The 24,523-nt window shown below is 65.5% G+C and carries 24 protein-coding genes and 1 pseudogene; 5 read left to right on the top strand and 20 right to left on the bottom strand.

The genetic code is table 11. The annotated features are described in order from the left end of the window. Both L0977_RS04740 and L0977_RS04735 read left to right on the top strand, forming a co-directional pair. Window positions 1-190: pseudogene (locus L0977_RS04740) on the top strand (ABC transporter ATP-binding protein); the annotation flags it as partial. A 127-nt stretch (window positions 191-317) separates the two neighbouring features. After that, entirely contained in the window at window positions 318-1,508 is a 1,191-nt protein-coding gene (locus L0977_RS04735) for an ABC transporter substrate-binding protein (protein WP_234263631.1), read from the top strand. Window positions 1,509-1,605: 97 nt separating this feature from the next. Here L0977_RS04735 and L0977_RS04730 read toward each other — a convergent pair whose 3' ends face one another. The 8 genes from L0977_RS04730 to asd all read right to left on the bottom strand — a co-directional run bounded on the left by L0977_RS04730 (window position 1,606) and on the right by asd (window position 10,839). Next, window positions 1,606-2,289 carry an LON peptidase substrate-binding domain-containing protein gene (locus tag L0977_RS04730; RefSeq protein ID WP_234263630.1) on the bottom strand — a complete coding sequence of 228 codons (684 nt, stop codon included), beginning with the start codon at window positions 2,287-2,289 and terminating at the stop codon, window positions 1,606-1,608. Then, complete coding sequence (gene accD / locus L0977_RS04725) at window positions 2,286-3,164, bottom strand: acetyl-CoA carboxylase, carboxyltransferase subunit beta (RefSeq protein WP_234263629.1); 879 nt, start codon at window positions 3,162-3,164, stop codon at window positions 2,286-2,288. Before accD ends, L0977_RS04730 begins: the two co-directional genes overlap by 4 nt. Window positions 3,165-3,274: 110 nt before the next feature. After that, complete coding sequence (gene trpA / locus L0977_RS04720; RefSeq protein WP_234263628.1) at window positions 3,275-4,084, bottom strand: tryptophan synthase subunit alpha; 810 nt, start codon at window positions 4,082-4,084, stop codon at window positions 3,275-3,277. Then, entirely contained in the window at window positions 4,081-5,352 is a 1,272-nt protein-coding gene (trpB, locus tag L0977_RS04715) for a tryptophan synthase subunit beta (RefSeq protein ID WP_234263627.1), read from the bottom strand. Before trpB ends, trpA begins: the two co-directional genes overlap by 4 nt. 53 nt (window positions 5,353-5,405) lie before the next feature. Continuing rightward, the gene (locus L0977_RS04710) at window positions 5,406-6,104 is read right to left on the bottom strand and encodes a phosphoribosylanthranilate isomerase (RefSeq protein ID WP_234263626.1); all 699 of its coding nucleotides are present in this window, start codon (window positions 6,102-6,104) and stop codon (window positions 5,406-5,408) included. Beyond that, window positions 6,101-6,931, bottom strand: coding sequence for a tRNA pseudouridine(38-40) synthase TruA (truA, locus tag L0977_RS04705; protein ID WP_234263625.1), 831 nt, complete (start codon window positions 6,929-6,931; stop codon window positions 6,101-6,103). The genes L0977_RS04710 and truA overlap by 4 nt, the downstream gene beginning before the upstream one ends. A 20-nt stretch (window positions 6,932-6,951) precedes the next feature. Beyond that, on the bottom strand, window positions 6,952-9,486 hold the full coding sequence (locus tag L0977_RS04700; RefSeq protein WP_234263624.1) for a FimV/HubP family polar landmark protein: 2,535 nt from the start codon (window positions 9,484-9,486) through the stop codon (window positions 6,952-6,954). 222 nt (window positions 9,487-9,708) lie between these two features. Then, window positions 9,709-10,839 (bottom strand): aspartate-semialdehyde dehydrogenase, encoded by a 1,131-nt coding sequence (gene asd / locus L0977_RS04695; protein WP_234263623.1) that lies wholly within the window; start codon window positions 10,837-10,839, stop codon window positions 9,709-9,711. A 317-nt stretch (window positions 10,840-11,156) separates the two neighbouring features. Here asd and L0977_RS04690 point away from each other — a divergent pair, with 317 nt between their 5' ends. Beyond that, window positions 11,157-11,516 (top strand): DUF1304 domain-containing protein, encoded by a 360-nt coding sequence (locus tag L0977_RS04690; protein WP_234263622.1) that lies wholly within the window; start codon window positions 11,157-11,159, stop codon window positions 11,514-11,516. A gap of 51 nt (window positions 11,517-11,567) precedes the next feature. Here L0977_RS04690 and leuB read toward each other — a convergent pair whose 3' ends face one another. The 12 genes from leuB to L0977_RS04630 form a co-directional block, all read right to left on the bottom strand. Then, the gene (leuB, locus tag L0977_RS04685) at window positions 11,568-12,638 is read right to left on the bottom strand and encodes a 3-isopropylmalate dehydrogenase (RefSeq protein ID WP_234263621.1); all 1,071 of its coding nucleotides are present in this window, start codon (window positions 12,636-12,638) and stop codon (window positions 11,568-11,570) included. 117 nt (window positions 12,639-12,755) lie between these two features. After that, window positions 12,756-13,403: a 3-isopropylmalate dehydratase small subunit gene (leuD, locus tag L0977_RS04680; protein ID WP_234263620.1), complete on the bottom strand. Its 648-nt coding sequence runs from the start codon at window positions 13,401-13,403 to the stop codon at window positions 12,756-12,758. An 11-nt stretch (window positions 13,404-13,414) separates the two neighbouring features. After that, complete coding sequence (locus tag L0977_RS04675; RefSeq protein ID WP_234263619.1) at window positions 13,415-13,708, bottom strand: hypothetical protein; 294 nt, start codon at window positions 13,706-13,708, stop codon at window positions 13,415-13,417. Window positions 13,709-13,743: 35 nt separating this feature from the next. Next, complete coding sequence (gene leuC, locus L0977_RS04670) at window positions 13,744-15,165, bottom strand: 3-isopropylmalate dehydratase large subunit (protein WP_234263618.1); 1,422 nt, start codon at window positions 15,163-15,165, stop codon at window positions 13,744-13,746. Between the two features lie 31 nt (window positions 15,166-15,196). Further along, window positions 15,197-16,138, bottom strand: coding sequence for a LysR substrate-binding domain-containing protein (locus tag L0977_RS04665; protein ID WP_234263616.1), 942 nt, complete (start codon window positions 16,136-16,138; stop codon window positions 15,197-15,199). Window positions 16,139-16,271: 133 nt separating this feature from the next. After that, window positions 16,272-17,582 carry a citrate synthase gene (locus tag L0977_RS04660; RefSeq protein ID WP_234263615.1) on the bottom strand — a complete coding sequence of 437 codons (1,311 nt, stop codon included), beginning with the start codon at window positions 17,580-17,582 and terminating at the stop codon, window positions 16,272-16,274. A gap of 22 nt (window positions 17,583-17,604) precedes the next feature. Then, complete coding sequence (locus tag L0977_RS04655) at window positions 17,605-17,898, bottom strand: FAD assembly factor SdhE (RefSeq protein ID WP_234263614.1); 294 nt, start codon at window positions 17,896-17,898, stop codon at window positions 17,605-17,607. A gap of 28 nt (window positions 17,899-17,926) precedes the next feature. After that, window positions 17,927-18,631: a succinate dehydrogenase iron-sulfur subunit gene (locus L0977_RS04650; RefSeq protein WP_234263613.1), complete on the bottom strand. Its 705-nt coding sequence runs from the start codon at window positions 18,629-18,631 to the stop codon at window positions 17,927-17,929. Between the two features lie 34 nt (window positions 18,632-18,665). Next, the gene (gene sdhA / locus L0977_RS04645) at window positions 18,666-20,468 is read right to left on the bottom strand and encodes a succinate dehydrogenase flavoprotein subunit (RefSeq protein ID WP_234263612.1); all 1,803 of its coding nucleotides are present in this window, start codon (window positions 20,466-20,468) and stop codon (window positions 18,666-18,668) included. A gap of 3 nt (window positions 20,469-20,471) precedes the next feature. Then, a complete protein-coding gene (gene sdhD, locus L0977_RS04640; protein WP_234263611.1) occupies window positions 20,472-20,837 on the bottom strand; it encodes a succinate dehydrogenase, hydrophobic membrane anchor protein in 366 nt (121 codons plus the stop codon). 26 nt (window positions 20,838-20,863) lie between these two features. Beyond that, a complete protein-coding gene (sdhC, locus tag L0977_RS04635; RefSeq protein WP_234263610.1) occupies window positions 20,864-21,295 on the bottom strand; it encodes a succinate dehydrogenase, cytochrome b556 subunit in 432 nt (143 codons plus the stop codon). Window positions 21,296-21,453: 158 nt separating this feature from the next. After that, window positions 21,454-22,284, bottom strand: a complete 831-nt coding sequence (locus tag L0977_RS04630) for a GntR family transcriptional regulator (protein ID WP_234263609.1) — start codon at window positions 22,282-22,284, stop codon at window positions 21,454-21,456. A 232-nt stretch (window positions 22,285-22,516) separates the two neighbouring features. On the opposite strand from L0977_RS04630, the gene L0977_RS04625 reads away from it, so the two are divergent. Together L0977_RS04625 and L0977_RS04620 are read left to right on the top strand one after the other, a co-directional pair. Next, entirely contained in the window at window positions 22,517-23,503 is a 987-nt protein-coding gene (locus L0977_RS04625; RefSeq protein WP_234263608.1) for a malate dehydrogenase, read from the top strand. Between the two features lie 26 nt (window positions 23,504-23,529). Further along, window positions 23,530-24,513: an HpcH/HpaI aldolase/citrate lyase family protein gene (locus L0977_RS04620; protein ID WP_234263607.1), complete on the top strand. Its 984-nt coding sequence runs from the start codon at window positions 23,530-23,532 to the stop codon at window positions 24,511-24,513. Window positions 24,514-24,523 lie beyond the last annotated feature (10 nt).

Raw genomic sequence — 24,523 nt, 5'->3', positions numbered from 1 at the left:
GTTGGCCGAGATATTCAACCGGGTGGCCGGGCAGGGCACGGCGCTGCTGCTGATCGAGCAGAACATGTCTTTGGTGGTGCGGGTGGCGCAGCGCTACCTGGCCATGGCCAAGGGCTCGGTGATGGCGCAGGGGCCGGTGGTGCATTCGCGCCAGGGGCTTGAGGAGCTGGAGCGCCACGTGATGGTCTGAGGCCGGCGGTGGGGCAGCGACGCACGGACCAGCGCTCCTGCGGCAACCGAGCCCTCAGCCTTTGTCCTTCCCCTTTGTTCAACGGCTGCCGGACCGCTTCCGGCGATTGCAACCCCATGGAGACAAGATGTTCAAGCTGACCCCTCTTTCCCGCGTGCTCGCGGGTGCTGCGCTGATCGCGGTGTTGCCGCTGAACGCCGCTGCCCAGGCCAAGGACCCCATCAAGGTGGGTCTCGTGTCGTCCAAGTCGGGCGTGTTCGCCCAACAGGGCGAAGAAGTCATTCGTGGCGTGAAGTTCGCCGTGGAGGAAGCCAACGCCAAGGGCGGGATCGACGGGCGCAAGGTGGAACTGGCTGAGGGTGACGACGAAAGCACGCCCGATGCCGGCCGCCGTGTTGCCGAGAAGCTGGCCCGCGAAGGCCACAGCCTGCTGATCGGTGCGATCCCGTCCAACATTTCGCTGGCCATCGCACAGAGCCTGGAGCGCTGGGATGCGGCCTACTTCGCGGTGGCCTCCAAGTCCGACAAGCTCACCGGCGACACCTGCCGCCCGCGCAGCTTCCGCACCGTGCATTCGGATGCCATGGACATCGCCATGATCAACGAATGGGCCAAGAGCCTGAAAGACAGCAGCTTTGCCGTGCTGGCCGCCGACTACGCCTGGGGCCGCGATTCGGGCGAATCGTTCAAACGCGCCATCGAAGCTTCGGGCAAGAAGGTGCCGCTGAGCCTGTACGTGCCGCTGGGGACCAAGGACTTTTCGCCCTACATCGCGCAGCTCAAGGCCGCCAATGTGGACGCCATCTGGGTGGCCGAAGTGGGGCGCGATGCGACCGCCTTCATCAAGCAGGCCGAGGAATTCGGGTTGATTCCGAAGACCAAGATCATCGGTCACGCGCTGGTGCAGAACTTCATCATCAATTCCACCGGCAAGGCGCTCGAAGGCACGGTCGGCAACACGGCCTACACGCCCGATATCGACAATCCGCGCAACAAAGCCTTCGTCGATGCCTGGAAGGCCAAGTTCAACCGGCTGCCGACCGACAACGAAGGGCAGGCCTACAACGGCGTGCAGGTGATGTTTGAAGGCGTCAAGCTGGCGGGCAGTGCCAAGCCGGGCGACGTGAGCAAGGCTTTGCGGGGCGCGCAGCTTGACACCGTGTATGGCAAGGTGACGCTGCGCGCAGCGGACAACCAACTGGTGCTGCCCAACTATGTGGGCCGAGCCAAGGTGGTGGACGGGGTGCTGCGACCGGTGGTGGAGCAGGTCTTTCCGGCATCGCTGACGCCCGCGCCTTCCGCGCTCTGCAAGATGTGAACGAACGATCTCCCGGGCCCCCGTCCCGGGGGTGAACGAGGCGCTGCGGTGTCGCTGGAGCGCGGCCCGTCAGGCATGCCGGCGCGGCAGCTGGCGCTCAGCGCTCCACGCCCATGCGGTCCAGCAGGTCGGACACCAGTTCCAGCCGCAGCAGCGGGTTGTCCAGCGCCATCAGCCGCTGCTTGAGCTCGGCCGGCGCGGGCAGCAGCTCGGTCCAGCGGTTGGCGACCCAGCCGCAGTCGTCCCACTGGTAGGGCGGCTGCAGTGGCAGTTCGTTCACGGCCTGCGGCTCGCGCTCGCGCAGGTTGGCCAGCACGCGCTGCAGGGCATCGCGCGTGCTGCGCAGGTGCTCGGGCACGGCGACGGCGGGTTCGGCCGCATCGAGCTGCACGTCGGCGACCCATAGCCCGTGGGGCAGCTTGTGGCTGCTGGTGATGCGGAAGCGCTGCTGGCCCCGGCAGTGGATGAGCATGAGGCCAGCTTGCGGGCGCGCCACCTGCTCGATGCGTGCGAGCGTGCCCACTGGAAAGAAAGCCTCGCGCGCGAAACCATCGGGGGCCTTGGGGTCGGCACGGCGGACCTCGCTGCCTTCGGACAGGCAGACCACCCCGAAGGGCGCACCGGCTTCGTGGCAGCGCCGGATCATGTCCAGGTAGCGCACTTCGAAAATGCGCAACGGCATCCAGCCACCTGGGAACAGGACGGTCTGCAGCGGAAACAGGGGCAGGTGGGTGAGGCTCAGGGGCGCGCCGGAGCGGCCCTGGGCGGGCGCTTCACTCAATCGGTGACCACCGCGTCGGCGCTCTGGCGCTGCAGCATCGCCAGGGTGTTGGCCACGGTGCTGCGCAGCTCGCGCCGGTCGCAGATGAAGTCGACCGCGCCCTTGGTCTGCAGGAACTCGGCGCGCTGGAAGCCTTCGGGCAGCTTCACGCGCACGGTGTTTTCGATCACGCGCGGCCCGGCAAAGCCGATCAGCGCCTTGGGCTCGGCGATCACCACGTCGCCCACGAAGGCGAAGCCGGCGCTCACGCCGCCCATGGTCGGGTCGGTCAGCACGCTGATGTAGGGCAGGCCCTTCTTGGCCAGGCGCGTGAGGGCCGCGTTGGTCTTGGCCATCTGCATCAGCGAGAGCAGGCCTTCCTGCATGCGCGCGCCACCGGTGGCGGTGAAGCAGATGAAGGGCACTTTCTGGGCGATGGCTTCCTCGACGCCGCGCACGAAGCGCTCGCCGACCACGGAACCCATGGAGCCGCCCATGAAGTCGAACTCGAAGCAGGCCGCGACCAGGCTGATGCCCTGCACCGCACCGCCCATGACGATCAGCGCGTCCGTCTCGCCCGTGGTTTCCAGGGCTTCCTTCAGGCGCTCGGGGTACTTGCGGCTGTCTTTGAACTTCAGCGCATCCACCGGCAGCACTTCCTGCGCCAGCTCGTAGCGGCCTTCGGCGTCAAGGAAGGCGTTCAGGCGCGCGCGCGCGCCGATGCGGTGATGGTGGCTGCAGTGCGGGCAGACGTTCTGGTTTTTCTCCAGATCGTTCTTGTAGAGCACGGCTTCGCAGCTTGGACACTTGATCCACAGGCCTTCGGGCACGCTGCGGCGCTCGGCCGGGTCGGTTTGCGTGATCTTGGGCGGCAGCAGTTTTTCAAGCCAAGACATCAGATTTCTCCTTAACGACGGTGGATTAGACCACGGTGCCTGGCCCCGGGCCAGCCCGGGCGGATCGTCCCGCGAGGCCGGCGGGCGCCGGCTCTCGGGGCAGGCCGGGCTCAGGCATCCAGCGCTTTGCGGATCGTGCGCAGGAAGTTGGTGGCCACCAGACCCACCTTTTCAAACGGTTCGTTTTCGATCAGCTGAATGATCTTGCTGCCGATCACGACCGCATCTGCCGTCTGGCCGATGGCCTTGGCGGTTTCCGCGTCGCGGATGCCGAAACCGACACCGACGGGAATGTGCACGTGCTGGCGGATGCGCGGCAGCATGGCCTCGACCTGGCCCACGTCCAGCGTGCCGGCACCGGTCACACCCTTGAGCGACACGTAGTACACATAGCCGCTGGCCACGCGCGCCACCTGCGCCATGCGTTCGTCGGTGCTGGTCGGTGCGAGCAGGAAGATCAAGTCCAGGCCGGCAGCGCGCAGTTCGGCAGCAAAGTCTTCGCATTCCTCGGGCGGATAGTCCACCACCAGCACCCCGTCAACGCCGGCGGCCGCTGCGTCGCGCACGAAGGCGCCCGCGCCGTGCTTCTGGTTGTAGCGTTCGATCGGGTTGGCGTAGCCCATCAGCACCACGGGGGTGCTGTCGTTGTCCTTGCGGAAGTCGCGCACCATGGTCAGCACCTGGGACATCCCGATGCCCAGGGCCAGCGCGCGGTCGCCGGCCTTCTGGATCACCGGCCCATCGGCCGACGGATCGGAGAAGGGCACGCCGAGCTCGATCACGTCGGCACCGCCCTCGACCATGGCATGCATCAGCCGGGGCGTGATGTCGGCGTAGGGGAAACCGGCGGTGACAAAGGGGATCAGCGCCTTGCGGTTCTGCGCTTTCAGTGCGTTCAGGGCGGTTTCGATGCGGCTCATGCCTGGCCACCTTTCACGGTATGACCGCGCATGGACGGGCGGTCGTAGAAATCCACGCCGGAGAGGTCGGCCACGGTGCCGATGTCTTTGTCGCCCCGGCCGGACAGGTTCACCAGCACCGATTGCGTAGGGCTCATGGTTTTGGCCAGTTTCATGCCGTAGGCCACCGCGTGGCTGGATTCCAGCGCCGGAATGATGCCTTCGGCGCGGCACAGGTAGTGGAAGGCCTCGAGCGCTTCCTGGTCGGTGATGCCGACGTACTCGGCCCGCCCGATGTCCTTGAGGAAGGCGTGTTCGGGGCCGACGCCGGGGTAGTCGAGACCGGCGCTGATGCTGTGCGTCTCGGTGACCTGGCCGTTGTCGTCCTGCAGGATGTAGGTGCGGTTGCCGTGCAGCACGCCGGCGCTGCCGCGCTGCAGCGAAGCCGAGTGCTTGCCGCTGTCCAGGCCCTCGCCAGCGGCCTCGACACCAATGAGGCGTGTGGCCGAGTAGGGGATGTAGGGGTAAAAGATGCCCATGGCGTTGCTGCCGCCGCCGACGCAGGCGACCACCGCGTCGGGTTGCTCGCCCGTGCAACCGGCCTCCTGAAGCATCTGCGGCATTTGCACCAGGCATTCGTTGCCAATGACGCTCTGGAAGTCACGCACCATCATCGGGTACGGGTGCGGGCCAGCCACGGTGCCGATGATGTAGAAGGTGTTGTCGACGTTGGCCACCCAGTCGCGCATGGCTTCATTGAGCGCGTCCTTGAGGGTTTTGCTGCCGCTTTCCACCGGCACCACGGTGGCGCCGAGCAGCTTCATGCGGTAGACATTGGGGCTCTGGCGTTTGACGTCTTCGCTGCCCATGTAGACCACGCACTCCAAGCCGTAGCGGGCGCAGATGGTGGCGGTGGCCACGCCGTGCTGGCCAGCACCGGTTTCGGCGATGATGCGCGGTTTGCCCATGCGCTTGGCAAGCATGGCCTGGCCGATCACGTTGTTGATCTTGTGCGCGCCGGTGTGGTTGAGGTCTTCGCGCTTGAGGAAGATCTGCGCGCCGCCGGTTTCGCGGCTCATGCGCTCGGCGTGGTAGACCGGGCTGGGCCGGCCGACGTAGTGGGCAAGTTCCTTGCGGAATTCGGCCAGGAATGCCGGATCGTGCTGGTACTTCGTGTACGCGGCCTTGAGCTCGTTGATCGCGTGGGTGAGCGTCTCGCTCACGAAGTTGCCGCCGTAGATGCCGAAATGGCCGCGGGCGTCGGGTTGCTGGTAGCTGCTGGTGTCCATGAAGGGTGTCCCGTTGCTGGGGCCCGGGCCACCCGTCGGATATCGAACCGGGGTCAGCCTGGGCGGGAAATCTGGGTGTCGGCTGCGCGCACGGCAGCCACGAAGGCGAGCATGAGTTCGGGGTCCTTGATGCCTTTGAGGCCTTGGCCCTGCGGGCCGGTGGCTTCGACCCCCGAACTCACGTCAACGGCCCAGGGCCGCACGAGCGTCATGCCATCGGTCACGTTTGCAGGCGTGAGTCCACCAGACAAAACGAGGCGAGAGCTGGCGTTTAGTTTGGGGTGTGACCAAGGGAAAGCAGTCCAGTTGAACGATCGGCCCGCGCCACCGTAGCCCTCCACATGGGCATCGAGCAGGAGGGCCTGCGCGGCGGCGAAGTCTTCGGCGTATTTTAGGAGATCGAAGCCATCCCCGTCGGCACCGAGTGGAATGCGTGCCGCCCGCAGAAAGGGCCGGCCGGCGGCCAGGCAATCGGCCGGGCTTTCATCGCCATGAAACTGCAACAGCGCGTTGGGTACCGCAGCCACGCCCTGGGCGAGAAATTCGGGGCTGGCGTTGACGAACAGCAGAACCGGTGTGACGAAGGGCGGTAGTCGGCGCGCGAGTTCACCCGCCCGTGCGGGCGGGACGAAACGCGGGCTTTTCGGATAGAGCACGAAGCCGACGGCATCGGCTCCGGCGCGAACCGCTGCGTCGACGTCGGGCTCGCGGGTCAGGCCACAGATCTTGATGCGGGTTCGGTGCGGTGTCATGGCAGCCAGTCGAAAGCGGGTGTGCACTCGGGCAGACCCCAGGTCGCATCGTAGACCGGGCCGAGGAAGTACAGGCCGTCCGGGGAAAACGTTGGCGCGGCCGCGTCCCGGCTGCGGGCGGCCAGCACTTCGGCCATCCAGCCTGCAGGGCGGTTGCCGCTACCGATGGCAATGAGGCAGCCCATGATGTTTCGGATCATGTGGTGCAAGAAGGCATTGGCCTCGAATTCGAACCGCCAGTAGGCGCCTCGGCGGAGGATGCGAATCTGCCGCAGGGTCTTGACGGGCGTGTGGGCCTGGCAGGCGGCCGCACGGAACGATGTGAAGTCGTGCTCTCCGATCAGGGCTTCGGCCGCCGCAGTCATGGCGGCCTGGTCCAGCGGGCGGAAGACCCAGCCGACACGCCCGGCATCGACGCTGGGACGCACCGGGGATTCGAGCAGCACGTAGGCATAGCGGCGTGCGATGGCGCTGGCACGCGCATGGAAACGGTCGGGCACGTGACGTGCCCACTGCACGGCGATGTCGGGGGGCAAAAAACTGTTGGTGCCACGCACCCAGGCGTTTTCGGGGCGCGCCAGTGGGCTGTCGAAGTGCACCACCTGCCCCAGGCCATGGACACCGGCATCGGTGCGACCTGCACACAGCGTGGACACTTCGTCAACGGCCAGCAGACGGGCCAACGCCTGTTCCAGGTGGTCCTGGACGGTGCGACCACTGGGCTGGCTTTGCCAGCCATCGTAGGCCTGGCCGTTGTAGCTCACGGCCAACGCGACACGGCCACCGCCGCTGGGCGGTGGTGGGGTGGGGGGGGCTGGGTCGGACAAGGGCCGTGTCGGGCGCGGGATCAGGTCAGGTCCGCGAGGAAGGCGCTGGCCTTGGTCTTGAGCGTGCCGGTGGCTTCAGCCAGCACCTCTTCGGCCAGCGAACGGGCGCCTTCCAGATCACCGATGGCACGGAACTCTTCGGCCAGCGACAGCTTGGTTTCCAGCGGGTTCTCTTCGGTGAGGCCCATGGGCTGCGGCTCGGGCGCCTTTTCGCCGAGATCCAGGTTGATGTCGTTCAGATCGAACGAGAGCATGTCGGCCGGTGCCGGTGTGGCCGCAGCCAGCGGTGTCGGCTCGTCGAAGCTCAGATCGGGCAACTGCGTGTCGACGGAGGTTGCCTTGGGTGCCGACGGTGGTTGGTCCAGCGGTACGGGTTCCGACGGGAAGTCGAGGTCGAAGTCCATGGGCATGGAGGCGGGGCCCAGGCGCGACGGCGGGTCCTGCGTCAGCTCGGCGGTCTGGTCGAGATCGGCCATGCCGGAAACGGCGGGGTGGGCGTTGGTGAAGTTGGTCGATGGCGCCGGGGCGGGCGCGCCGCCCATATCCAGGTCCAGGTCGAGGTCCAGATCCAGCGGGAGGTCGGCATCGTCGGCCCCGCCGGCATCGCTCGCGTTCTGCATCAGGGTGCTGGCACCGAACGGGATGGTGTTGTTGGCGATCGCGCCCTCGGAGTTGACGGCGACCTTGCTGACGGGCTGGCCGCCGGGCTGGTAGAGGGTGTTGGCCGGATCGAGTTCGCGCCCGAGTTCGCAGGCGTGTTCCCACTCGGGGCCTTGGCCCTGTGTCAGTGCAAACGCTTCGTTGGCCACGACTTCAAACGCACGGGCGTCGCGGCGTTTGGCGTAAATCTCCAGCAGCTTGCCATGGATGGCCACACGGGTGGGCGTGGCGCGCATGGCTTCTTTGAGGATTTCTTCGGCTTGCAGGTCGCGCCCGTAGGCGAGGTAGACATCGGCTTCAGCGACCGGGTCGACATCGCCCGCCGCATCCAGCTGGCTGGGTGAATACACCATCGAAGAGCCGGACGCGGTGGCCTCCGCGGTGTCAATGCGTTGACCGCCGCTGGAGCCGAAGAACGAATCGGGCTGCAAACGGCTTTCAAGGAAGGAACTGTCGACGGCCGCGGCCTTCTTGCGCTGGCGCGCTTTGTACACACCGAGCCCCGCCAGCAAAGCCAGCAGCAAGGCTGCACCGGGCAGAACCAAGGGATTTTCGGTCAATTGCGACAGGAACGAGGGTTCGGCCGCCGGCGGTGGTGCTTTGGGCGCTGGTGTCGGCACCGCAGCCGCAGGGGCTGGCGCCGGTTCGGGGGCGGCTGCAGCAGGTGCCGGTGCCGTCGGCGTGTCGGTGGGCTCCGCTGCTGCGGGTGCCTCGGTCTGGGCAGGGGGCGCTGGGGTGGGCTCGGTCGCGGCGGTCGCCGGTGCCGCAGGCGGCGTTACGGCATTGAGCTTGGCGAGCTCTTCCACGTTGCGCGACAGTTCCGCGACCCGGGTGGCGCTGTCCTGGCTCTGGCGCTCTTCGGCGATCTTGGCCTCAGGTGCCGAGGCCGCAGGCGATTGAGGCTTGCTCAGCGTCAGCTTGTCCTGGGTGGGCGCTGCCGGCTGGGTTTCACGGACTTCGGCTTCAATGCGGCCGCTCGCTTGGCGGTCGGCTGTTGCCACGCTGGCCTGGGGCACGGTTTGGGCCACGCGACGGCGGAACTCGTTGAAGTCCCGGCTCTGCGCCGCAATGATCTGACGGGCTTCCGGCTGCGGAACCGATCCGGCAGTGCTCGCGTCCGGCATGTCGAGCACGGCGCCAGCACGCACGCGGTTCACGTTGCCCCCGATGAACGCATTGGGGTTGGCGCGGAGCATGGCGACCAGCATCTGGTCCAGCGAGACGCCGTCCGAACGGTTCGCGTTGGCGATGCGTCCGGCGGTATCCCCGGGCTTCACGCGCACTTGTGCTGCCTGGGCGGCCACTGGCGCTGGCGGTGTTGCTGCCGCACGTTCAGCCGGTTGCGGCGTAGGGACTGGGGGCCTGACGGTCGGTGTCGCTGGCTGGGTGGCCGGGGAGTGCGTCGGCGCAGGAGCAGAAGCGGGCGGCAGCGTCACGCTCGGCGGCATTGGGGCCGGCGCCGGGGCAGGACGGAGATTCGGGGGGTCGAACAGCAGGGTGTAGTCGCGCACCAGCCGACCGCTGGCCCACTGGGCTTCCAGAATGAGGTCCATGAAGGGCTCGTTCACGGGGCGGCTGGTGTGCAGGCGCAGATAGGCGCGACCATCGGGGCGACGCTGCAGGCTGATTTGCAGGTCGGCCAGGGCGGCGCTGATTTCCATGCCTGCGGCCCTGAAGGCATCGCTGGGCGCCAACTGGACACGCAGGCTGGACGCCTCTTCGGCGTTGATTTCGGGAACGTCGACCTCGGCGCGCAGCGGCTCGCCCAATGCCGATTGCACAGCGATGCGGCCCAAGGCCAGAGCTTGGGCGTCCAGTGGCTGCAAAAGGGTGGTGCCCAGAATCACCGCCGTGGCCACCGCATGCAACCGGGCAAGACCACTCGAACCGGACATAGGCTGGGACCCGGCAGGCAGGGATGGGGTTGAACGGGTCATGATGGGCACAGAAACCTCGACGTTATATACCGTGAATTGACCATAACATCAACGCATTACGGTGACAAGCTGAGAAACCGCTTGAGTTTCCGGCCTCGCTTCTGAACGTGACTTTCCTGTGGTTCTGTAACGACAAAGCCGGGTGGTCCCGACTTTGCCGATACAGCGCAAGAGGGCGGTTCAGGCCTCAAGCAGGATGCGCAACATGCGGCGCAAAGGCTCGGCAGCTCCCCAGAGCAACTGGTCGCCGATGGTAAAGGCCCCCACGTACTCGGGCCCCATCGCCAGCTTGCGGATACGGCCGACCGGAATGCTCATCGTGCCGGTCACGGCGACCGGTGTCAGATCCTTGACAGTCGCTTCCCGGGTATTCGGCACCACCTTGGCCCACGGGTTGTCGGCGGCGATCATGGCTTCGATATCGGCCACCGGCACATCCTTCTTGAGCTTGAACGTCAGGGCCTGGCTGTGGCATCGCATGGCACCGACACGGACGCAGAAACCGTCGACCGGGATCGGCGCCGAACCGAAGTCCTCGCCCAGACCCAGGATCTTGTTGGTTTCGGCCATGCCCTTCCATTCTTCCTTGGACATGCCGTTGCCCAAGTCCTTGTCGATCCAGGGAATCAGGCTGCCACCCAGCGGTACGCCGAAGTTGGCGGTCTCGGTGCTGCTGAGGCTGCGCTGCTTGGCAATGACCTTGCGGTCGATTTCGAGGATGGCACTCTTGGGATTGTCCAGCAGGGCCTTCACCTCGGCGTTCAACGTGCCGTATTGCGTGAGCAGCTCGCGCATGTGCTGGGCGCCACCGCCCGATGCGGCCTGGTAGGTCTGGGTGGACATCCACTCGACCAAGCCAGCCTTGTACAACGCGCCCACGCCCATCAGCATGCAAGAGACGGTGCAGTTGCCGCCGATCCAGTCCTTGCCGCCTTGGGCCAGGGCGTTCTTGATCACTGGCATGTTGACCGGGTCAAGCACGATGACTGCGTTCTTTTCCATGCGCAGGGCGGAGGCCGCATCGATCCAGTGGCCCTTCCAGCCGGTGGCACGCAGCTTGGGGTAGACCTCGTTGGTGTAGTCACCGCCCTGGCAGGTGACGATGATGTCGCAACGCTGGAGGGCGGCGATGTCGTTCGCGTCCTGCAGAGTGGCCTCGTTCTTGGCCATGGCCGGGGCTTGGCCGCCGGCGTTCGAGGTGGAGAAAAACAGCGGTTCGATGAGGTCGAAATCGTTTTCTTCGACCATGCGATCCATCAATACGGAGCCGACCATGCCGCGCCAGCCGACCAGACCAACCAACTTGCTCATTTACTAACGCCCTTTCAAGTGAAGAAACAGGTCACAACCGGACCGACTTGCCCCGGCTCGTCCGGCCGGGGAGGGCGCACGACGATCCGGAGCTGGGTCAGCCCTTAATGGTCGTGGTTTTGGTGGAGATTGCGCGCGCAGCCACGCCCGTCTTGGCGACGAGGGCGTTGTTCAGGGGGAACCGGCGGGTGGCAAACATGCCGGAATTGTAGCGGAATCCGCCTGTTGTGCGGTTGACGTGACGGGCCACACCGAGCCCTGCGTTTGTGGCGAGGGAGCGGTACGATGGCGGTCCGTCTTCCTAGGAAAACCGTTCCATGTACCTTGCTGCCCAAGGGGTCGTCCTGCTGGTCGCCCTGATCCACGTTTACATCCTCGTGCTGGAGATGTTCTTCTGGGACAAGCCGCGGGGCATGAAGGCCTTCGGCCTGCAACCCGAGTTTGCTGCAGCGACCAAGGTGCTCGCGGCCAACCAGGGGCTTTACAACGGCTTCTTGGCGGCTGGGTTGTTCTGGGGGTTGTGGCAGGGCGCACAGGGCCAGGCGGTACAGGTCTTTTTCCTGCTCTGCGTGCTGGTAGCGGGCTTGTATGGGGCAGCCACGGCGAGCCGGCGCATCCTGTTTGTGCAGGCCTTGCCGGCGGGTATGGGCCTTTTGCTGCTGGCTCTGGCCCGATGAATCTCGGGGGTTGAGGTCGCTGCAAGCACAGCGCCCTCAACCCCCGGCAGATCAAGCCAGGGCCTTCACGACCGCATCACCCATCTGTGCGGTGCCGACCTTGGTCGCGCCTTCGCTCCAGATGTCGCCAGTGCGCAGGCCCTGGGCCAGCACCTTCTGCACGGCGGCTTCGATGCGCTGGGCGGCTTCTTCCTGGTTCAGGCTGAATCGCAGCATCATCGCGGCCGACAGGATGGTCGCCAGCGGGTTGGCGATGCCTTTGCCCGCGATGTCGGGTGCGCTGCCGTGGCTGGGCTCGTACAGGCCCTGGTTCTTCACGTTCAGTGAAGCCGAGGGCAGCATGCCGATCGAGCCCGTCAGCATGGAAGCTTCGTCGGACAGAATGTCACCGAACATGTTGCCGGTAACGACGACGTCGAAGGCCTTGGGCGCCTTGACCAACTGCATCGCGGCGTTGTCGACGTACATGTGCTCCAGCGCCACGTCGGGGTACTGGGCGTGCACCTCGATCATGGTGTCCTTCCAGAACTGGAAGGTTTCCAGCACGTTGGCCTTGTCGACCGAGGTCACCTTCTTGTTGCGCTTGCGTGCGGCCTGGAAGGCTACGTGGGCGATGCGCTCGATCTCGGGCTTGGAATAGCGCATGGTGTCGAAGGCTTCGGGTGCGCCCTTGAATTCGCCATCCGGGGCCTCGCGGCGGCCGCGCGGCTGGCCGAAGTAGATGTCGCCGGTCAGCTCGCGAATGATGAGGATGTCCAGACCCGCCACCAGCTCGGGCTTGAGGCTGGAGGCATCGACCAGTTGCTCGTAGCAGATGGCGGGGCGGAAGTTGGCGAACAGGCCCAGGTTCTTGCGCAGGCCCAGGATGGCCTGCTCGGGGCGCAGCGGGCGGTCCAGCTTGTCGTACTTCCAGTCGCCGACGGCGCCGAACAGGATGGCATCGGCCTCCTTGGCCAGCTTGAGCGTGGACTCGGGCAGCGGGTGGCCGTGCGCGTCGTAAGCGGCGCCGCCAACCAGGGCCGATTCCATCTCGAACTTCAGGTCGAGCGCGTTGAGGACCTTGACCGCTTCGGCGACGATTTCGGTGCCGATGCCGTCACCGGGGAGAACTGCGATTTTCATGAGAGAACTTCAGATTGGGGTGGTGTGTTCGACGTTGCCGTGGAACCGGCTTTGCCGGGCCACTGGCAACGCCCCCTTGAGGGGGTGACGCCGCAGGCGGCGCGGGGGTGGGTCTGTTTACATGGTGTGCGCGAGCCAGGGCTTGGTCGCCAGGCGCACTTTCTCGAACGCCTCGATCTTGTCCTTGTGGCGCAGCGTCAGGCCGATGTCGTCCAGCCCGTTGATCAGGCAGTACTTGCGGAAGGCGTTGACCTCGAAGGGAATCTCTTCACCCTGCGGCTTGACGATGACCTGGCGCTCCAGGTCGATGGTCAGCTGATAGCCGGGGAAGGCGAACACTTCGTTGAACAACTGGTCCACCTGCGCTTCGCTCAGCACGATGGGCAGCAGGCCGTTCTTGAAGCAGTTGTTGAAGAAGATGTCGGCGTAGCTGGGCGCGATGATGGCGCGAAAGCCATACTGGTCGATAGCCCAGGGGGCGTGTTCGCGGCTGGAGCCGCAGCCGAAGTTGCGGCGCGTGATCAGCACCGACGCACCTTTGTAGCGCGGCTGGTTCAGCACGAAGTCCGGGTTGGGCTTGCGCGCACTTTCCGGCACACCGGGCTCGCCCGGCTGGTCCAGGTAGCGCCACTCGTCGAACAGGTTGGGGCCGAAGCCCGTCTTGCGGATCGACTTGAGAAACTGCTTGGGAATGATCGCGTCGGTGTCGACGTTCTCGCGGTCCATGGGGGCCACGAGGCCCTGGTGAATGGTGAATGTCTGCATGGTGATGGTGTTCAGTTGGTCGCGCCCTTGACGGCGTCGCCGGCTTTCTCCAGCCCGGAGCCGACCGCTTGGCCGGCCGCTTTGCCGCCTTCCACGGCCTTGTCCTTGACCTCGACGGCGGTGTCGACCACAACGTCTTTGACCTCAATGGCCTTGTCGACCACCTTGTCCTTGACTTCGACGGCCTTGTCCTTGACGACGTGCGCGTCGTGTTTGACGCCTTGCACGGTGTGGCTGCTGCAGGCGGCCAACGCGGCCAGCGTGGCGGCGGCGATCAGGTAGGCGACGGGCTTGAGCGTGGGCATGGGATGACTCCTGGCAAAGGGTTCAGGGTGAAAACTCAGGCGATGGTGCGCACGTCGATGAAATGGCCGTGGATCGCCGCGGCGGCGGCCATCGCGGGCGAGACGAGGTGGGTGCGGCCACCGGCGCCCTGGCGGCCTTCGAAGTTGCGGTTGCTGGTGGAGGCGCAGCGCTCGCCCGGCTCCAGCCGGTCGGCGTTCATGGCCAGGCACATCGAACAACCCGGCTCGCGCCACTCGAAGCCGGCGGCCTGGAAGATCTCGTGCAGGCCTTCGCGCTCGGCCTGGTCCTTCACCAGGCCGGACCCGGGAACCACCATGGCCAGCTTGATGTTTTTGGCGACCTTCTGGCCCAGCTTCTTCACGACGGCGGCCGCTTCGCGCATGTCTTCGATGCGGCTGTTGGTGCAGGAGCCGATGAAGACCTTGTCGACAAAGATGTCGGACAGCGGCTTGCCGGGTTCGAGTGCCATGTAGGTGAGCGCGCGCTCCATGGCACCGCGCTTGCTGGCGTCCTTTTCTTTCTCGGGGTCGGGCACGCGCGCGTCCACCCCCAGCACCATTTCGGGCGAGGTGCCCCAGGTGACCTGCGGCAGGATCTGGGCGGCGTCCAGCTCGACCACGGCGTCGAAGTGGGCGCCCTCATCGGAGTGCAGCGTCTTCCAGTAGGCGACGGCCTGGTCCCATTCCACGCCGGTAGGTGCCAGTGGTCGGCCCTTGACGTATTCGATGGTCTTTTCGTCCACCGCCACCAGACCGGCGCGCGCGCCGCCTTCGATGGCCATGTTGCAGACTGTCATGCGGCCTTCCATGCTCAGCGAACGGATGGCGCTGCCGCCGAACTCGATGGTGTAGCCGGTGCCACCGGCGGTGCCGATCCTGCCGATGATGGCCAGCACGATGTCCTTCGCGGTCACGCCCTTGGCGACCTGGCCCTCGACCTTGACCAGCATGTTCTTCGCCTTCTTGGCCAGCAGCGTCTGCGAGGCCATCACGTGCTCGACCTCGCTGGTGCCGATGCCGTGCGCCAGCGCGCCGAAAGCCCCGTGGGTGGAGGTGTGCGAGTCGCCACAGACCACGGTCATGCCGGGCAGGGTGGCGCCATTTTCCGGGCCGATCACGTGCACGATGCCCTGGCGTTTGGACATGAAGGGGAAGAACGCGGCGGCGCCGAACTCGGCGATGTTGCTGTCCAGCGTGGTGATCTGTTCCTTGCTGATGGGATCGGTGATGCCGTCGTAACCCCGTTCCCAGCCAGTGGTCGGTGTGTTGTGGTCGGCGGTGGCGACGATCGAGCTGACGCGCCAGACCTTGCGGCCGGCCTGGCGCAGGCCTTCGAAGGCCTGCGGGCTGGTCACTTCGTGCACCAGGTGGCGGTCGATGTAGAGGATGGACGTGCCGTCTTCCTCGGTGTGGACGACGTGTTCGTCCCAGATCTTGTCGTAGAGCGTGCGTGCCATGGGGCGGGGTTCTCCTGTGGGGCTTGAAATTCTAGGTCGGGCTGGTGGTGTCGGCGCTGCGTGCGGACAGGTGGTCCACCAGCAGGCGGGCGCTGACCGGCAGACTGGAAAAATCGCGGGCGGCCAGATCGATGCGGCGCGTGGCCCAGGTGTCGGTGAGCGGTATGGCGGCCAGTTCGCCCACGCCGTGCATGAGCTCGAACGCGCGTTGTGGCATCAGGCCGACGCCGAGGCCGTTGTGGATCATGCGGCACATGGCGTCCAGGCCCGTGACCCGGATGCGCAGGCGGATGCTGCGGCCTTCGCGCAGGGCGGCCTCGTGCATGGCGCGGTAGATCGAGCTGTTGGCGTGCAGGCCCACGTGGTCCCAATCCAGGCTGGCGGCGAAAGGCAGCTCGGAGTGCCCGGCCAGAGCGTGGGTGGCGGGGACGATGAGCACCAGCCGGTCCTGGCGGTAGGGCCGTGTCTGCAGAGCCAGGGCCTGCGCGTCTTCGCCCACATGACAGATACCCAGGTCGGCCGCGCCTTCCTGCACCGCGCGCAGCACCTCGGTGGACAGATGCTCCTCCAGATCGATCTTGATCGCGTCGTGGGAGCGGATGAAGGCGCCCAGATCTTCTGGCAGAAACTGCACGATGGCCGAGATGTTGGCGTGCACACGCACGTGGCCGCGTACACCATGGGCGTATTCCGACAGCTCGCCTTGCATCTTGTCCAGGCTGAACAGCACCGAACGGGCATGGTGGAGCAGGCTCTGTCCGGCCGGGGTGGGGGTGACGCCACGTGCGTGGCGTCGGAGCAGAGGCGTGCCGACTGTGGTTTCCAGATCCGACAGGCGCTTGCTGACCGCTGACGGCGCCATGAACTCGGTCTCAGCGGCTTTGCCGATGCTGCCGCGCTCACACACCGCCACGAACAGTTGCAGTGTGGTGAGGTCGAGTCGGCGGGTGAAGGCGCGGTCGGGAGTGTTCATGGAGAGTCATCGCGTTTGAAGATGACTTTACTGATTTTCCCTCTTTTGATTTTGTTTTTCCATCGTGATTTGCGATGTTAGGCCCCGCAAAAACAAAACCCGCCAGCGGCGGGTTTTGTGGGGCAGAAGCGGATCAGCGTTTGAAGGAAGCGGGCACGTCGCGGCGGACCGAGCCGGTGAACAGCTGGCGCGGACGGCCGATCTTGTACTCGGGGTCGGCCAGCATTTCGTTGAGCTGGGCGATCCAGCCCACGGTGCGGGCCAGCGCGAAGATGCCGGTGAACAGGCTGACGGGAATGCCGATGGCGCGTTGCACGATGCCGGAGTAGAAATCGACGTTCGGGTAGAGCTTGCGCTGCACGAAGTAGTCGTCTTCCAGGGCGATCTTTTCCAGTTCCTTGGCCAGCTTGAACAGGGGATCGTTTTCCAGGCCCAGTTCGGTCAGCACTTCGTTGCAGGTTTCCTGCATCAGCTTGGCGCGCGGGTCGTAGTTCTTGTAGACGCGGTGGCCAAAGCCCATCAGCTTGACGCCGCTGTTCTTGTCCTTGACCTTTTCCATGAACTCGCCGACCTTGGCGACACCGCCCTGACGCTGGATGTCTTCCAGCATGTTCAGGCAGGCTTCGTTGGCGCCGCCGTGCGAGGGGCCCCACAGGCAGGCCACACCGGCCGCGATGGCGGCGAACGGGTTGGTGCCCGACGAGCCGCACAGGCGAACGGTGGAGGTGGAAGCGTTCTGCTCGTGGTCGGCGTGCAGGATGAAGATGCGGTCGAGCGCGCGCTCCAGCACCGGGTTGACCTGGTATTCCTCGCAAGGCGTGCCGAACATCATGCGCAGGAAATTGCCGGCGTACGACAGGTCGTTTTGCGGGTACATGTAGGGCTGGCCGATGCCGTACTTGTAGGCCATGGCCACCAGCGTGGGCATCTTGGCGATCAGGCGGATCGCGGCGATGTGGCGGTGTTCCGGGTTGTTGATGTCGGTGCTGTCGTGATAGAAGGCCGAGAGGCCACCCACCAGACCGGTCAGCACGGCCATGGGGTGGGCATCGCGGCGGAAGCCCCGCAGGAAGAACTGCATCTGCTCGTTGACCATGGTGTGGTTGATCACGAGCTTGTGGAAGTCGGCGCGCTGCGATTCGTTGGGCAACTCGCCGTTGAGCAGCAGGAAGCAGGTGTCGAGGTAGTCCGCCTGGGTGGCGAGCTGTTCGATGGGGTAGCCACGGTACAGCAGTTCACCCTTGTCGCCGTCGATGTAGGTGATGGCCGATTGGCACGACGCGGTCGACAGGAAGCCGGGGTCGTAGGTGAACATGCCGGTCTGCGCGTACAGCTTGCGGATGTCGATGACGTCCGGGCCGATGTTGCCGGCATAGACCGGCAATTCGACGCTGGGGCTGCCGTTGGAGAACGACAGGGTGGCTTTGTTGTCGACGAGTTTCATGCGGATTCCTTTGTCGGAGGGCTTAAACAGGGTTGCGGGCAGATCGCAGCAGGCCCAGCACCTGCGCGACGTCGTCCTGGGCGATGGCATCCTGGGGCTCTTTCCGCCCGAGCAACAGATCGAGCAGATCGTTGTCGGACAGATCCATGAGGACTTCCAGGGCTTGCGCCTGACGGACGGTCAAGCCAGATTCGTGCCTGGCGAAGAAGCGCTCGATGAACAGATCGTTCTCGAGCAGGCCGCGCCGGCAACGCCACCGGAGCTTGCTCAGGGCGCGCTCGTCCAGAGGGCGGTCGGTGGCGTTGTGGTCGCTCATGCCGGTTCTCGGTGGGCCGGATGGGCGCTCAGACGGCGCGACGGACCATCAGTTCCTTGATCTTGCCAATGGCCTTCGTGGGGTTGAGGCTCTTGGGGCAGACGTCCACGCAATTCATGATCGTGTGGCAACGGAACAGGCGGTACGGGTCTTCGAGGTTGTCCAGCCGCTGGCTCGTGGCGTCGTCGCGGCTGTCGGCGATGAAGCGGTAAGCCTGCAGCAGACCGGCGGGGCCGACGAACTTGTCGGGGTTCCACCAGAAGCTCGGGCAGCTCGTCGAGCAGCTCGCGCACAGGATGCACTCGTACAGGCCGTTGAGCTCTTCGCGCTCTTCCGGGCTCTGCAGGCGCTCGCGCTCGGGCGGCGGGGTGTCGCTGATGAGGTAGGGCTTGATGCTGTGGTACTGCTTGAAGAACAGCGTCATGTCCACGATCAGGTCGCGCACCACCGGCAGGCCGGGCAGCGGCTTGAGGACGATGTCGCCCTTGAGCGTGTTCAGGTTGGTCAGGCAGGCCAGACCGTTCTTGCCGTTGATGTTCATCGCATCGGAGCCGCACACGCCTTCGCGGCAGGAGCGGCGGAACGACAGCGTGGGGTCCACGGCCTTGAGCTTGACCAGCGCGTCCAGCAGCATGCGCTCGGTACCGTCGAGTTCAAGCTCGATGGACTGCATGTACGGCTTGGCGTCCTTGTCCGGGTCGTAGCGGTAGATCTTGAAAGTGCGTTTGGCCATTTTTCAGGTTCCTTTTTTTCTCGCTCGTGTCCGGTCAGAAGGTGCGGGGCTTCGGGGGAACGGTCTCGGCCGTCAGGGGCTTCATGCGCACGGGCTTGTAGTCCAGGCGGTTGCCGTCCTTGTACCAGAGGGTGTGCTTCATCCACTCGGCGTCGTTGCGGCCCAGCGGGCAGGTCGGGTGGGTGACGTCGTGTTCGTAGTCGCGCACCAGGTGGGCGCCGCGGCATTCCTTGCGGGCCGCCGCGCTTTCCATCGTGGCCTGGGCCACTTCCATGAGGTTTTCCACTTCCAGCGCTTCGACGCGGGCGGTGTTGAAGACCTTGGAGTTGTCCTTGAGGCCGATGTTGCCGATGCGCTCACGCAGGGCAGCGATCTTCTTGACGCCTTCGTCCATCGATTCCTGGCTGCGGAACACGCCGGCATGCGCCTGCATGATGCTGCGCATGTCGTTGGCCACATCCTGGGCGTATTCGCCGTCCTTGCAATTGTCCAGACGGGCCAGGCGGGCCAGCGTGGCATCGGCGGCGTCGGCCGGCAGGGGCTTGTGTTCCCGCTGGGGGTCGACGTTGGCGATGATGTGGTTGCCGGCAGCCTTGCCGAAGACCAGCAGGTCCAGCAGCGAGTTGGTGCCCAGGCGGTTGGCGCCGTGCACCGACACGCAGGAGCATTCGCCCACGGCGTACAGCCCGTTGATGGGCTTGTCCTCGCCATTCACGCTCTGCACCACCTGACCGTGGATGTTGGTCGGGATGCCGCCCATCTGGTAGTGGATGGTCGGCACCACCGGAATCGGTTCCTTGGTGATGTCGACGTTGGCAAAGTTGTGGCCGATTTCTTCCACCGAGGGCAGGCGCTTGCGGATGGTTTCGGCACCCAGGTGGTCCAGCTTCATGTGGATGTAGTCCTTGTTGGGACCACAGCCTCGGCCTTCGAGGATTTCCTGGCCCATGCAGCGCGAGACGAAGTCGCGCGGCGCCAGATCCTTCAGCGTGGGCGCGTAGCGCTCCATGAAGCGTTCTCCGTTGCTGTTGAGCAGGATGGCGCCTTCGCCGCGGCAGCCTTCGGTCAGCAGCACGCCCGCGCCAGCCACGCCGGTGGGGTGGAACTGCCAGAACTCCATGTCCTGCAGCGCGATGCCGGCGCGGGCCGCCATGCCCAGGCCGTCGCCGGTGTTGATGAAGGCGTTGGTCGACGACTGGAAGATGCGGCCGGCACCACCGGTGGCCAACAGCACCGTCTTGGCTTCGAGCACGTACAGGTCGCCGGTTTCCATTTCGAGCGCGGTCACACCCACCACGTCGCCTTCGGCGTCACGGATCAGGTCCAAGGCCATCCATTCCACGAAGAACGTGGTGCGGGCCGACACGTTGGCCTGATACAGGGTGTGCAGCATGGCGTGGCCGGTGCGGTCGGCCGCGGCGCAGGCGCGCTGCACCGGCTTCTCGCCGTAGTTGGCCGTGTGGCCGCCGAACGGACGCTGGTAGATGGTGCCGTCGGGATTGCGGTCGAACGGCATGCCGAAGTGTTCGAGCTCGTACACGACCTTCGGCGCTTCACGGCACATGAATTCGATCGCGTCCTGGTCACCGAGCCAGTCGGAGCCCTTGACGGTGTCGTAGAAGTGGAATTCCCAGCTGTCTTCGCTCATGTTGCCCAGCGAAGCGGACACGCCACCCTGGGCGGCGACGGTGTGCGAGCGGGTCGGGAAGACCTTGGAGAGCACGGCGACCTTCAGGCCGGCGCGCGCCAGTTGCAGCGAGGCACGCATGCCGGAGCCGCCGGCCCCGACGATCACCACGTCGAACTTGCGTTTGGAAAGGGATGCTTGGGCAGACATGGATCAGAGTCTCCAGAGAACTTGAACAGCCCAGCCCAGGCAGGCGACGAGCCAGACGATGGTGAAAACGTGCAGGACGAGACGGATGCCGGCAGGCTTGACGTAGTCCATCCAGATATCGCGCATGCCGATCCAGATGTGGTAGGCCAGGGCCACGAACACGGCGAAGGTGAGGGCCTTCATCCACTGGGGCGAGAAGATGGCGGCCCAGCCTTCGTAGCCCAGGGGGCCGCTGGTCAGCAGCACCTTGGCCAGCACGATGAAGGTGAGCAGGGCGAACAGGGCGCCCGTGATGCGCTGGGCCAGCCAGTCGCGCAGGCCGTAGTGGGCGCCGGTGACGACGCGCTTGGAACCGTAGTTGACGGACATGTGGGTGTTTCCTTCCGACGCAGGGTTCAGTACAGACCGAACAGCTTGGCGCCCAGCACCACCGTCAGGCCGATGCTCAGAACCAGGGTGAAGAGGGCCGAGGACTTGCCAAATTCCTTGCTCACGGCGTGGTTCACGTCCATGTACAGGTGGCGCAGACCGGCGATCAGGTGGTGCAGGTAAGCCCAGATGATGGCCAGCACCACCAGCTTGACGAGCACGCCGGGCACGAAGCCGATGCCGGCGCTGAACGCAGACTGGAACACGTCGTGCGAGATCTCCGAGGACACGGAGGTGTCGAACAGCCAGACGATCAGGGGCAGCAGCAGGAACATCAGGGCGCCGCTGACGCGGTGCAGGATCGACACCCAGCCGGCCGGCGGCAGCCGGTAGGTGGTGAGGTCCCTGATGGCGTTGATGTTGCGGAACTCGGGCCGCTTCTGTGTCAACTCAGGCATGGTGGGGCTTTCTTCCGTATGCGCGGAGACGGTGGGGGGCAGGGATGTAACTCGTTGGTAACTCGGACCACGGGCCGGCAAATTCTATTGCAATGCACCATGCCCGGCACTGACATCGGCCGGATTGCTCAAGCATTCCGCTCGGGCAAGGGGCTTCTTCAGCTCAGTTCGTTGAAATAGTGGCGTGTTTCCGTTCGATACAGGCCGCGCCGCAGTTCCATGGGCACGTCGTTGTAGGTGAAGGCCAGGCGTTCGACGCTCAGCAGTGGATGGCCGGGCTGGATGCCCAGCAGGCTGGCGGCGTCGGCATCGGCGGCCACGGCCTTGAGCTTTTCCTGGGCCCGCACCATGCGCACGCCGAAGGCGGTTTCGAACAGGGCGTACATCGGGCCCATGTCGCCGGCGAGGGTTTCCTGGGTCAGGCCCTTGAACGGGGTGCCTGGCAGCCAGAGGTCTTCCAGGATGGCGGGTGTGCCCTCAAAGGCGAGCACGCGGCGGACCTGGATCACCGCATCGCCCGTGCGCAGGCTGAGCTGACGCGCCACCTCGGCCGGCGCACGCAGGCGGCGGCATTCGATGATGCGGCGCTCGGCCGGGCCCTGGCTGTCGCGCGTGCCGGCGTCGGGCAGCAGGCGCAGGAAGCGGAACTGCACATGCTGTTCCGCGTGGGTGGCCACGAACGTGCCCTTGCCCTGGCGCCGAACCAGCAGGTTGTCGGTCGCCAGCTCGTCGATGGCCTTGCGCACGGTGCCCTGGCTGACGCGAAAACGCGCGGCCAGTTCGAATTCGCTCGGGATCATGTCGCCGGGCTTCCATTCGCCGGCCTGAAGGCTGCGCAGGATCAGCGTCTTGATCTGCTGGTAGAGCGGACTGAATGCCGGGGTGGGGGGTAGGCCGGCCTCGGGGCTGGCAGCTTCAGCCAGCGGCAAGCCGTCCGGGGTGGACGGTTCCGGTGTGAGGCCAGGAGTGGGCGGGTTGGGGGCGGGCATGCGTGGGGGCGGTCCGGTGTCCCTGCGGGCAGGTGACGGGGTCGCAAAAGCGCAATGATATCTTATATAAGACATAAGACAAATTGACGCATGCGCTCGCGCAGAGGTACACTCCTTGGCTGACCTTGCGCCTGTTCTTACGGGTTTTCCCGCACGTGCGTGGCCCTTGTCCGCGAGACGCTGTCCCGCTGAATTTCCTCCCATTTTTTCCGCCCTTTCTGGAGTTTTCACCATGAGCAAGAAGCCCGTCCGAGTTGCCGTCACTGGCGCCGCCGGTCAGATCGGTTACGCCCTGCTGTTCCGCATCGCCTCCGGCGAAATGCTGGGCAAGGACCAGCCCGTGATCCTGCAACTGCTGGAAATCCCGGACGAGAAGGCCCAGAACGCGCTGAAAGGCGTGATCATGGAACTGGAAGACTGTGCCTTCCCGCTGCTGGCCGGCATCGAAGCCCACGCCGACCCGATGACCGCCTTCAAGGACACAGACTACGCCCTGCTGGTGGGTGCCCGTCCCCGTGGCCCCGGCATGGAGCGCGCCGACCTGCTGGCCGCCAACGCCCAGATCTTCACCGCTCAGGGCAAGGCCCTGAACGCCGTCGCTTCGCGCAATGTGCGCGTGCTGGTGGTCGGCAATCCCGCCAACACCAACGCCTACATCGCCATGAAGTCGGCGCCGGACCTGCCGGCGAAGAACTTCACCGCCATGCTGCGTCTGGATCACAACCGCGCTGCTTCGCAGATCGCCGCCAAGATCGGTTGCGCCGTCGGCGACATTGAGAAGCTGGCCGTCTGGGGCAACCACTCGCCCACCATGTACGCCGACTACCGCTTCGCCACGGTGAACGGCAAGTCCGTCAAGGACACCATCAACGACCACGACTGGAACGCCAACACCTTCCTGCCAACCGTGGGCAAGCGGGGCGCCGCCATCATCGCCGCCCGTGGCCTGTCGTCGGCCGCTTCGGCTGCCAACGCTGCCATCGACCACATGCGCGACTGGGCCCTGGGCACCAACGGCAAGTGGGTCACCATGGGCATCCCGTCCAAGGGTGAGTACGGCATTCCCGCTGACGTGATGTTCGGTTACCCCGTCACCTGCGAAGGCGGCGAGTACAAGATCGTCGAAGGCCTGGAGATCGATGCCTTCTCGCAAGAGTGCATCAACAAGACCCTGGCCGAGCTGCAAGGCGAACAAGACGGCGTCAAGCACCTGCTCTGAGTTGGTAACCGCTTGGTAACTCACTCGTGAAACCTCACCCGCGCGACATTCTTGCTGGGGCCCAGGCCGGTGCGTTTGCATTGCCGGTCTGCGACCACTACAGCGGTGTCGAGGCGCGGATGAAGAAAAGCCTGCAGTTGCAGGCCGAGTTGAGTGCCGAGTTCGGCACTTGCGTCTTCGATGTCACGCTGGACTGCGAAGACGGGGCGCCTGTAGGGGGCGAGGCCGAACACGCGGCCCTCGTCACCGAACTGGCGCTGGGTGCCCCTGTGGGTGCGCGTGTCGCAGCCCGGGTGCACCCGGTCGACCACCCGCATTTCGACGCCGATGTGGCGCAGATCGCCGGCCAGGCCGGCCAGCGCCTGTGCCACCTGATGGTGCCCAAGGTCGAGTCGGTCGCCGACGTCGGGCGCGCTGTCGCGGCCCTGGACGCGGCCGGTGCCACCATGCTGCCGCTGCACGTGCTGATCGAGTCGCCGGCAGCGGTGCACCGGGCCTTCGACATCGCGGCCCACCCGCGTGTGGCCTCGCTGAGTTTCGGTCTGATGGATTTCGTCTCGGCCCATGGCGGGGCGATTCCCGCCTCGGCCATGACGCTGGCTGGCCAGTTCAGCCACCCGCACGTGCTGCGCGCCAAGATCGATATGGCAGCCGCCTGCCACGCGCACGGCAAGGTGCCCTCGCACAACGTGGTGACCGAGTTCAAGGATCTGCCCGCGCTGCAGAATGCCGTCCGCCAGGCCGCTTCCACGTTGGGCTACACCCGGATGTGGAGCATCCACCCGGACCAGATCCGGCCCATCGTCACCGCGTTTTCACCGGCCGAGGCTGAAATCGACACCGCGGTGGCGATCATCGAAGCCGCCGCCGCCGCCGACTGGGCGCCTGTGCAGCACGAAGGCCGCCTGCATGACCGCGCCAGCTACCGCTATTACTGGCAAGTGATCGAGCGTGCGCACCATACCGGGCGAGCATTGCCCGAAATGGTGCGTGGCTGGTTTCTTGCATGAATCCATTCCA

The organism is Hydrogenophaga sp. NFH-34 (assembly GCF_021401345.1).
GTDB lineage: Bacteria > Pseudomonadota > Gammaproteobacteria > Burkholderiales > Burkholderiaceae_C > Hydrogenophaga > Hydrogenophaga electricum.
Note: the sequence above shows the minus strand (reverse complement) of the source record. Positions and strands in the feature narration are given on the sequence as shown.

Excerpts from the sequence above, each read along its gene's own strand:
- L0977_RS04675 (WP_234263619.1), bottom strand. The coding sequence starts at position 13,708 with ATGCCCACGCTCAAGCCCGTCGCCTACCTGATCGCCGCCGCCACGCTG.
- L0977_RS04625 (WP_234263608.1), top strand. The coding sequence starts at position 22,517 with ATGAGCAAGAAGCCCGTCCGAGTTGCCGTCACTGGCGCCGCCGGTCAG.
- L0977_RS04630 (WP_234263609.1), bottom strand. The coding sequence starts at position 22,284 with ATGCCCGCCCCCAACCCGCCCACTCCTGGCCTCACACCGGAACCGTCC.
- L0977_RS04735 (WP_234263631.1), top strand. The coding sequence starts at position 318 with ATGTTCAAGCTGACCCCTCTTTCCCGCGTGCTCGCGGGTGCTGCGCTG.
- L0977_RS04665 (WP_234263616.1), bottom strand. The coding sequence starts at position 16,138 with ATGAACACTCCCGACCGCGCCTTCACCCGCCGACTCGACCTCACCACA.
- leuC (WP_234263618.1), bottom strand. The coding sequence starts at position 15,165 with ATGGCACGCACGCTCTACGACAAGATCTGGGACGAACACGTCGTCCAC.
- L0977_RS04700 (WP_234263624.1), bottom strand. The coding sequence starts at position 9,486 with ATGTCCGGTTCGAGTGGTCTTGCCCGGTTGCATGCGGTGGCCACGGCG.
- accD (WP_234263629.1), bottom strand. The coding sequence starts at position 3,164 with ATGTCTTGGCTTGAAAAACTGCTGCCGCCCAAGATCACGCAAACCGAC.
- L0977_RS04710 (WP_234263626.1), bottom strand. The coding sequence starts at position 6,104 with ATGACACCGCACCGAACCCGCATCAAGATCTGTGGCCTGACCCGCGAG.
- L0977_RS04660 (WP_234263615.1), bottom strand. The coding sequence starts at position 17,582 with ATGAAACTCGTCGACAACAAAGCCACCCTGTCGTTCTCCAACGGCAGC.
- trpB (WP_234263627.1), bottom strand. The coding sequence starts at position 5,352 with ATGGACACCAGCAGCTACCAGCAACCCGACGCCCGCGGCCATTTCGGC.
- sdhC (WP_234263610.1), bottom strand. The coding sequence starts at position 21,295 with ATGCCTGAGTTGACACAGAAGCGGCCCGAGTTCCGCAACATCAACGCC.
- sdhA (WP_234263612.1), bottom strand. The coding sequence starts at position 20,468 with ATGTCTGCCCAAGCATCCCTTTCCAAACGCAAGTTCGACGTGGTGATC.
- asd (WP_234263623.1), bottom strand. The coding sequence starts at position 10,839 with ATGAGCAAGTTGGTTGGTCTGGTCGGCTGGCGCGGCATGGTCGGCTCC.
- sdhD (WP_234263611.1), bottom strand. The coding sequence starts at position 20,837 with ATGTCCGTCAACTACGGTTCCAAGCGCGTCGTCACCGGCGCCCACTAC.
- L0977_RS04655 (WP_234263614.1), bottom strand. The coding sequence starts at position 17,898 with ATGAGCGACCACAACGCCACCGACCGCCCTCTGGACGAGCGCGCCCTG.
- trpA (WP_234263628.1), bottom strand. The coding sequence starts at position 4,084 with ATGAGCCGCATCGAAACCGCCCTGAACGCACTGAAAGCGCAGAACCGC.
- L0977_RS04650 (WP_234263613.1), bottom strand. The coding sequence starts at position 18,631 with ATGGCCAAACGCACTTTCAAGATCTACCGCTACGACCCGGACAAGGAC.
- leuB (WP_234263621.1), bottom strand. The coding sequence starts at position 12,638 with ATGAAAATCGCAGTTCTCCCCGGTGACGGCATCGGCACCGAAATCGTC.
- L0977_RS04690 (WP_234263622.1), top strand. The coding sequence starts at position 11,157 with ATGTACCTTGCTGCCCAAGGGGTCGTCCTGCTGGTCGCCCTGATCCAC.
- leuD (WP_234263620.1), bottom strand. The coding sequence starts at position 13,403 with ATGCAGACATTCACCATTCACCAGGGCCTCGTGGCCCCCATGGACCGC.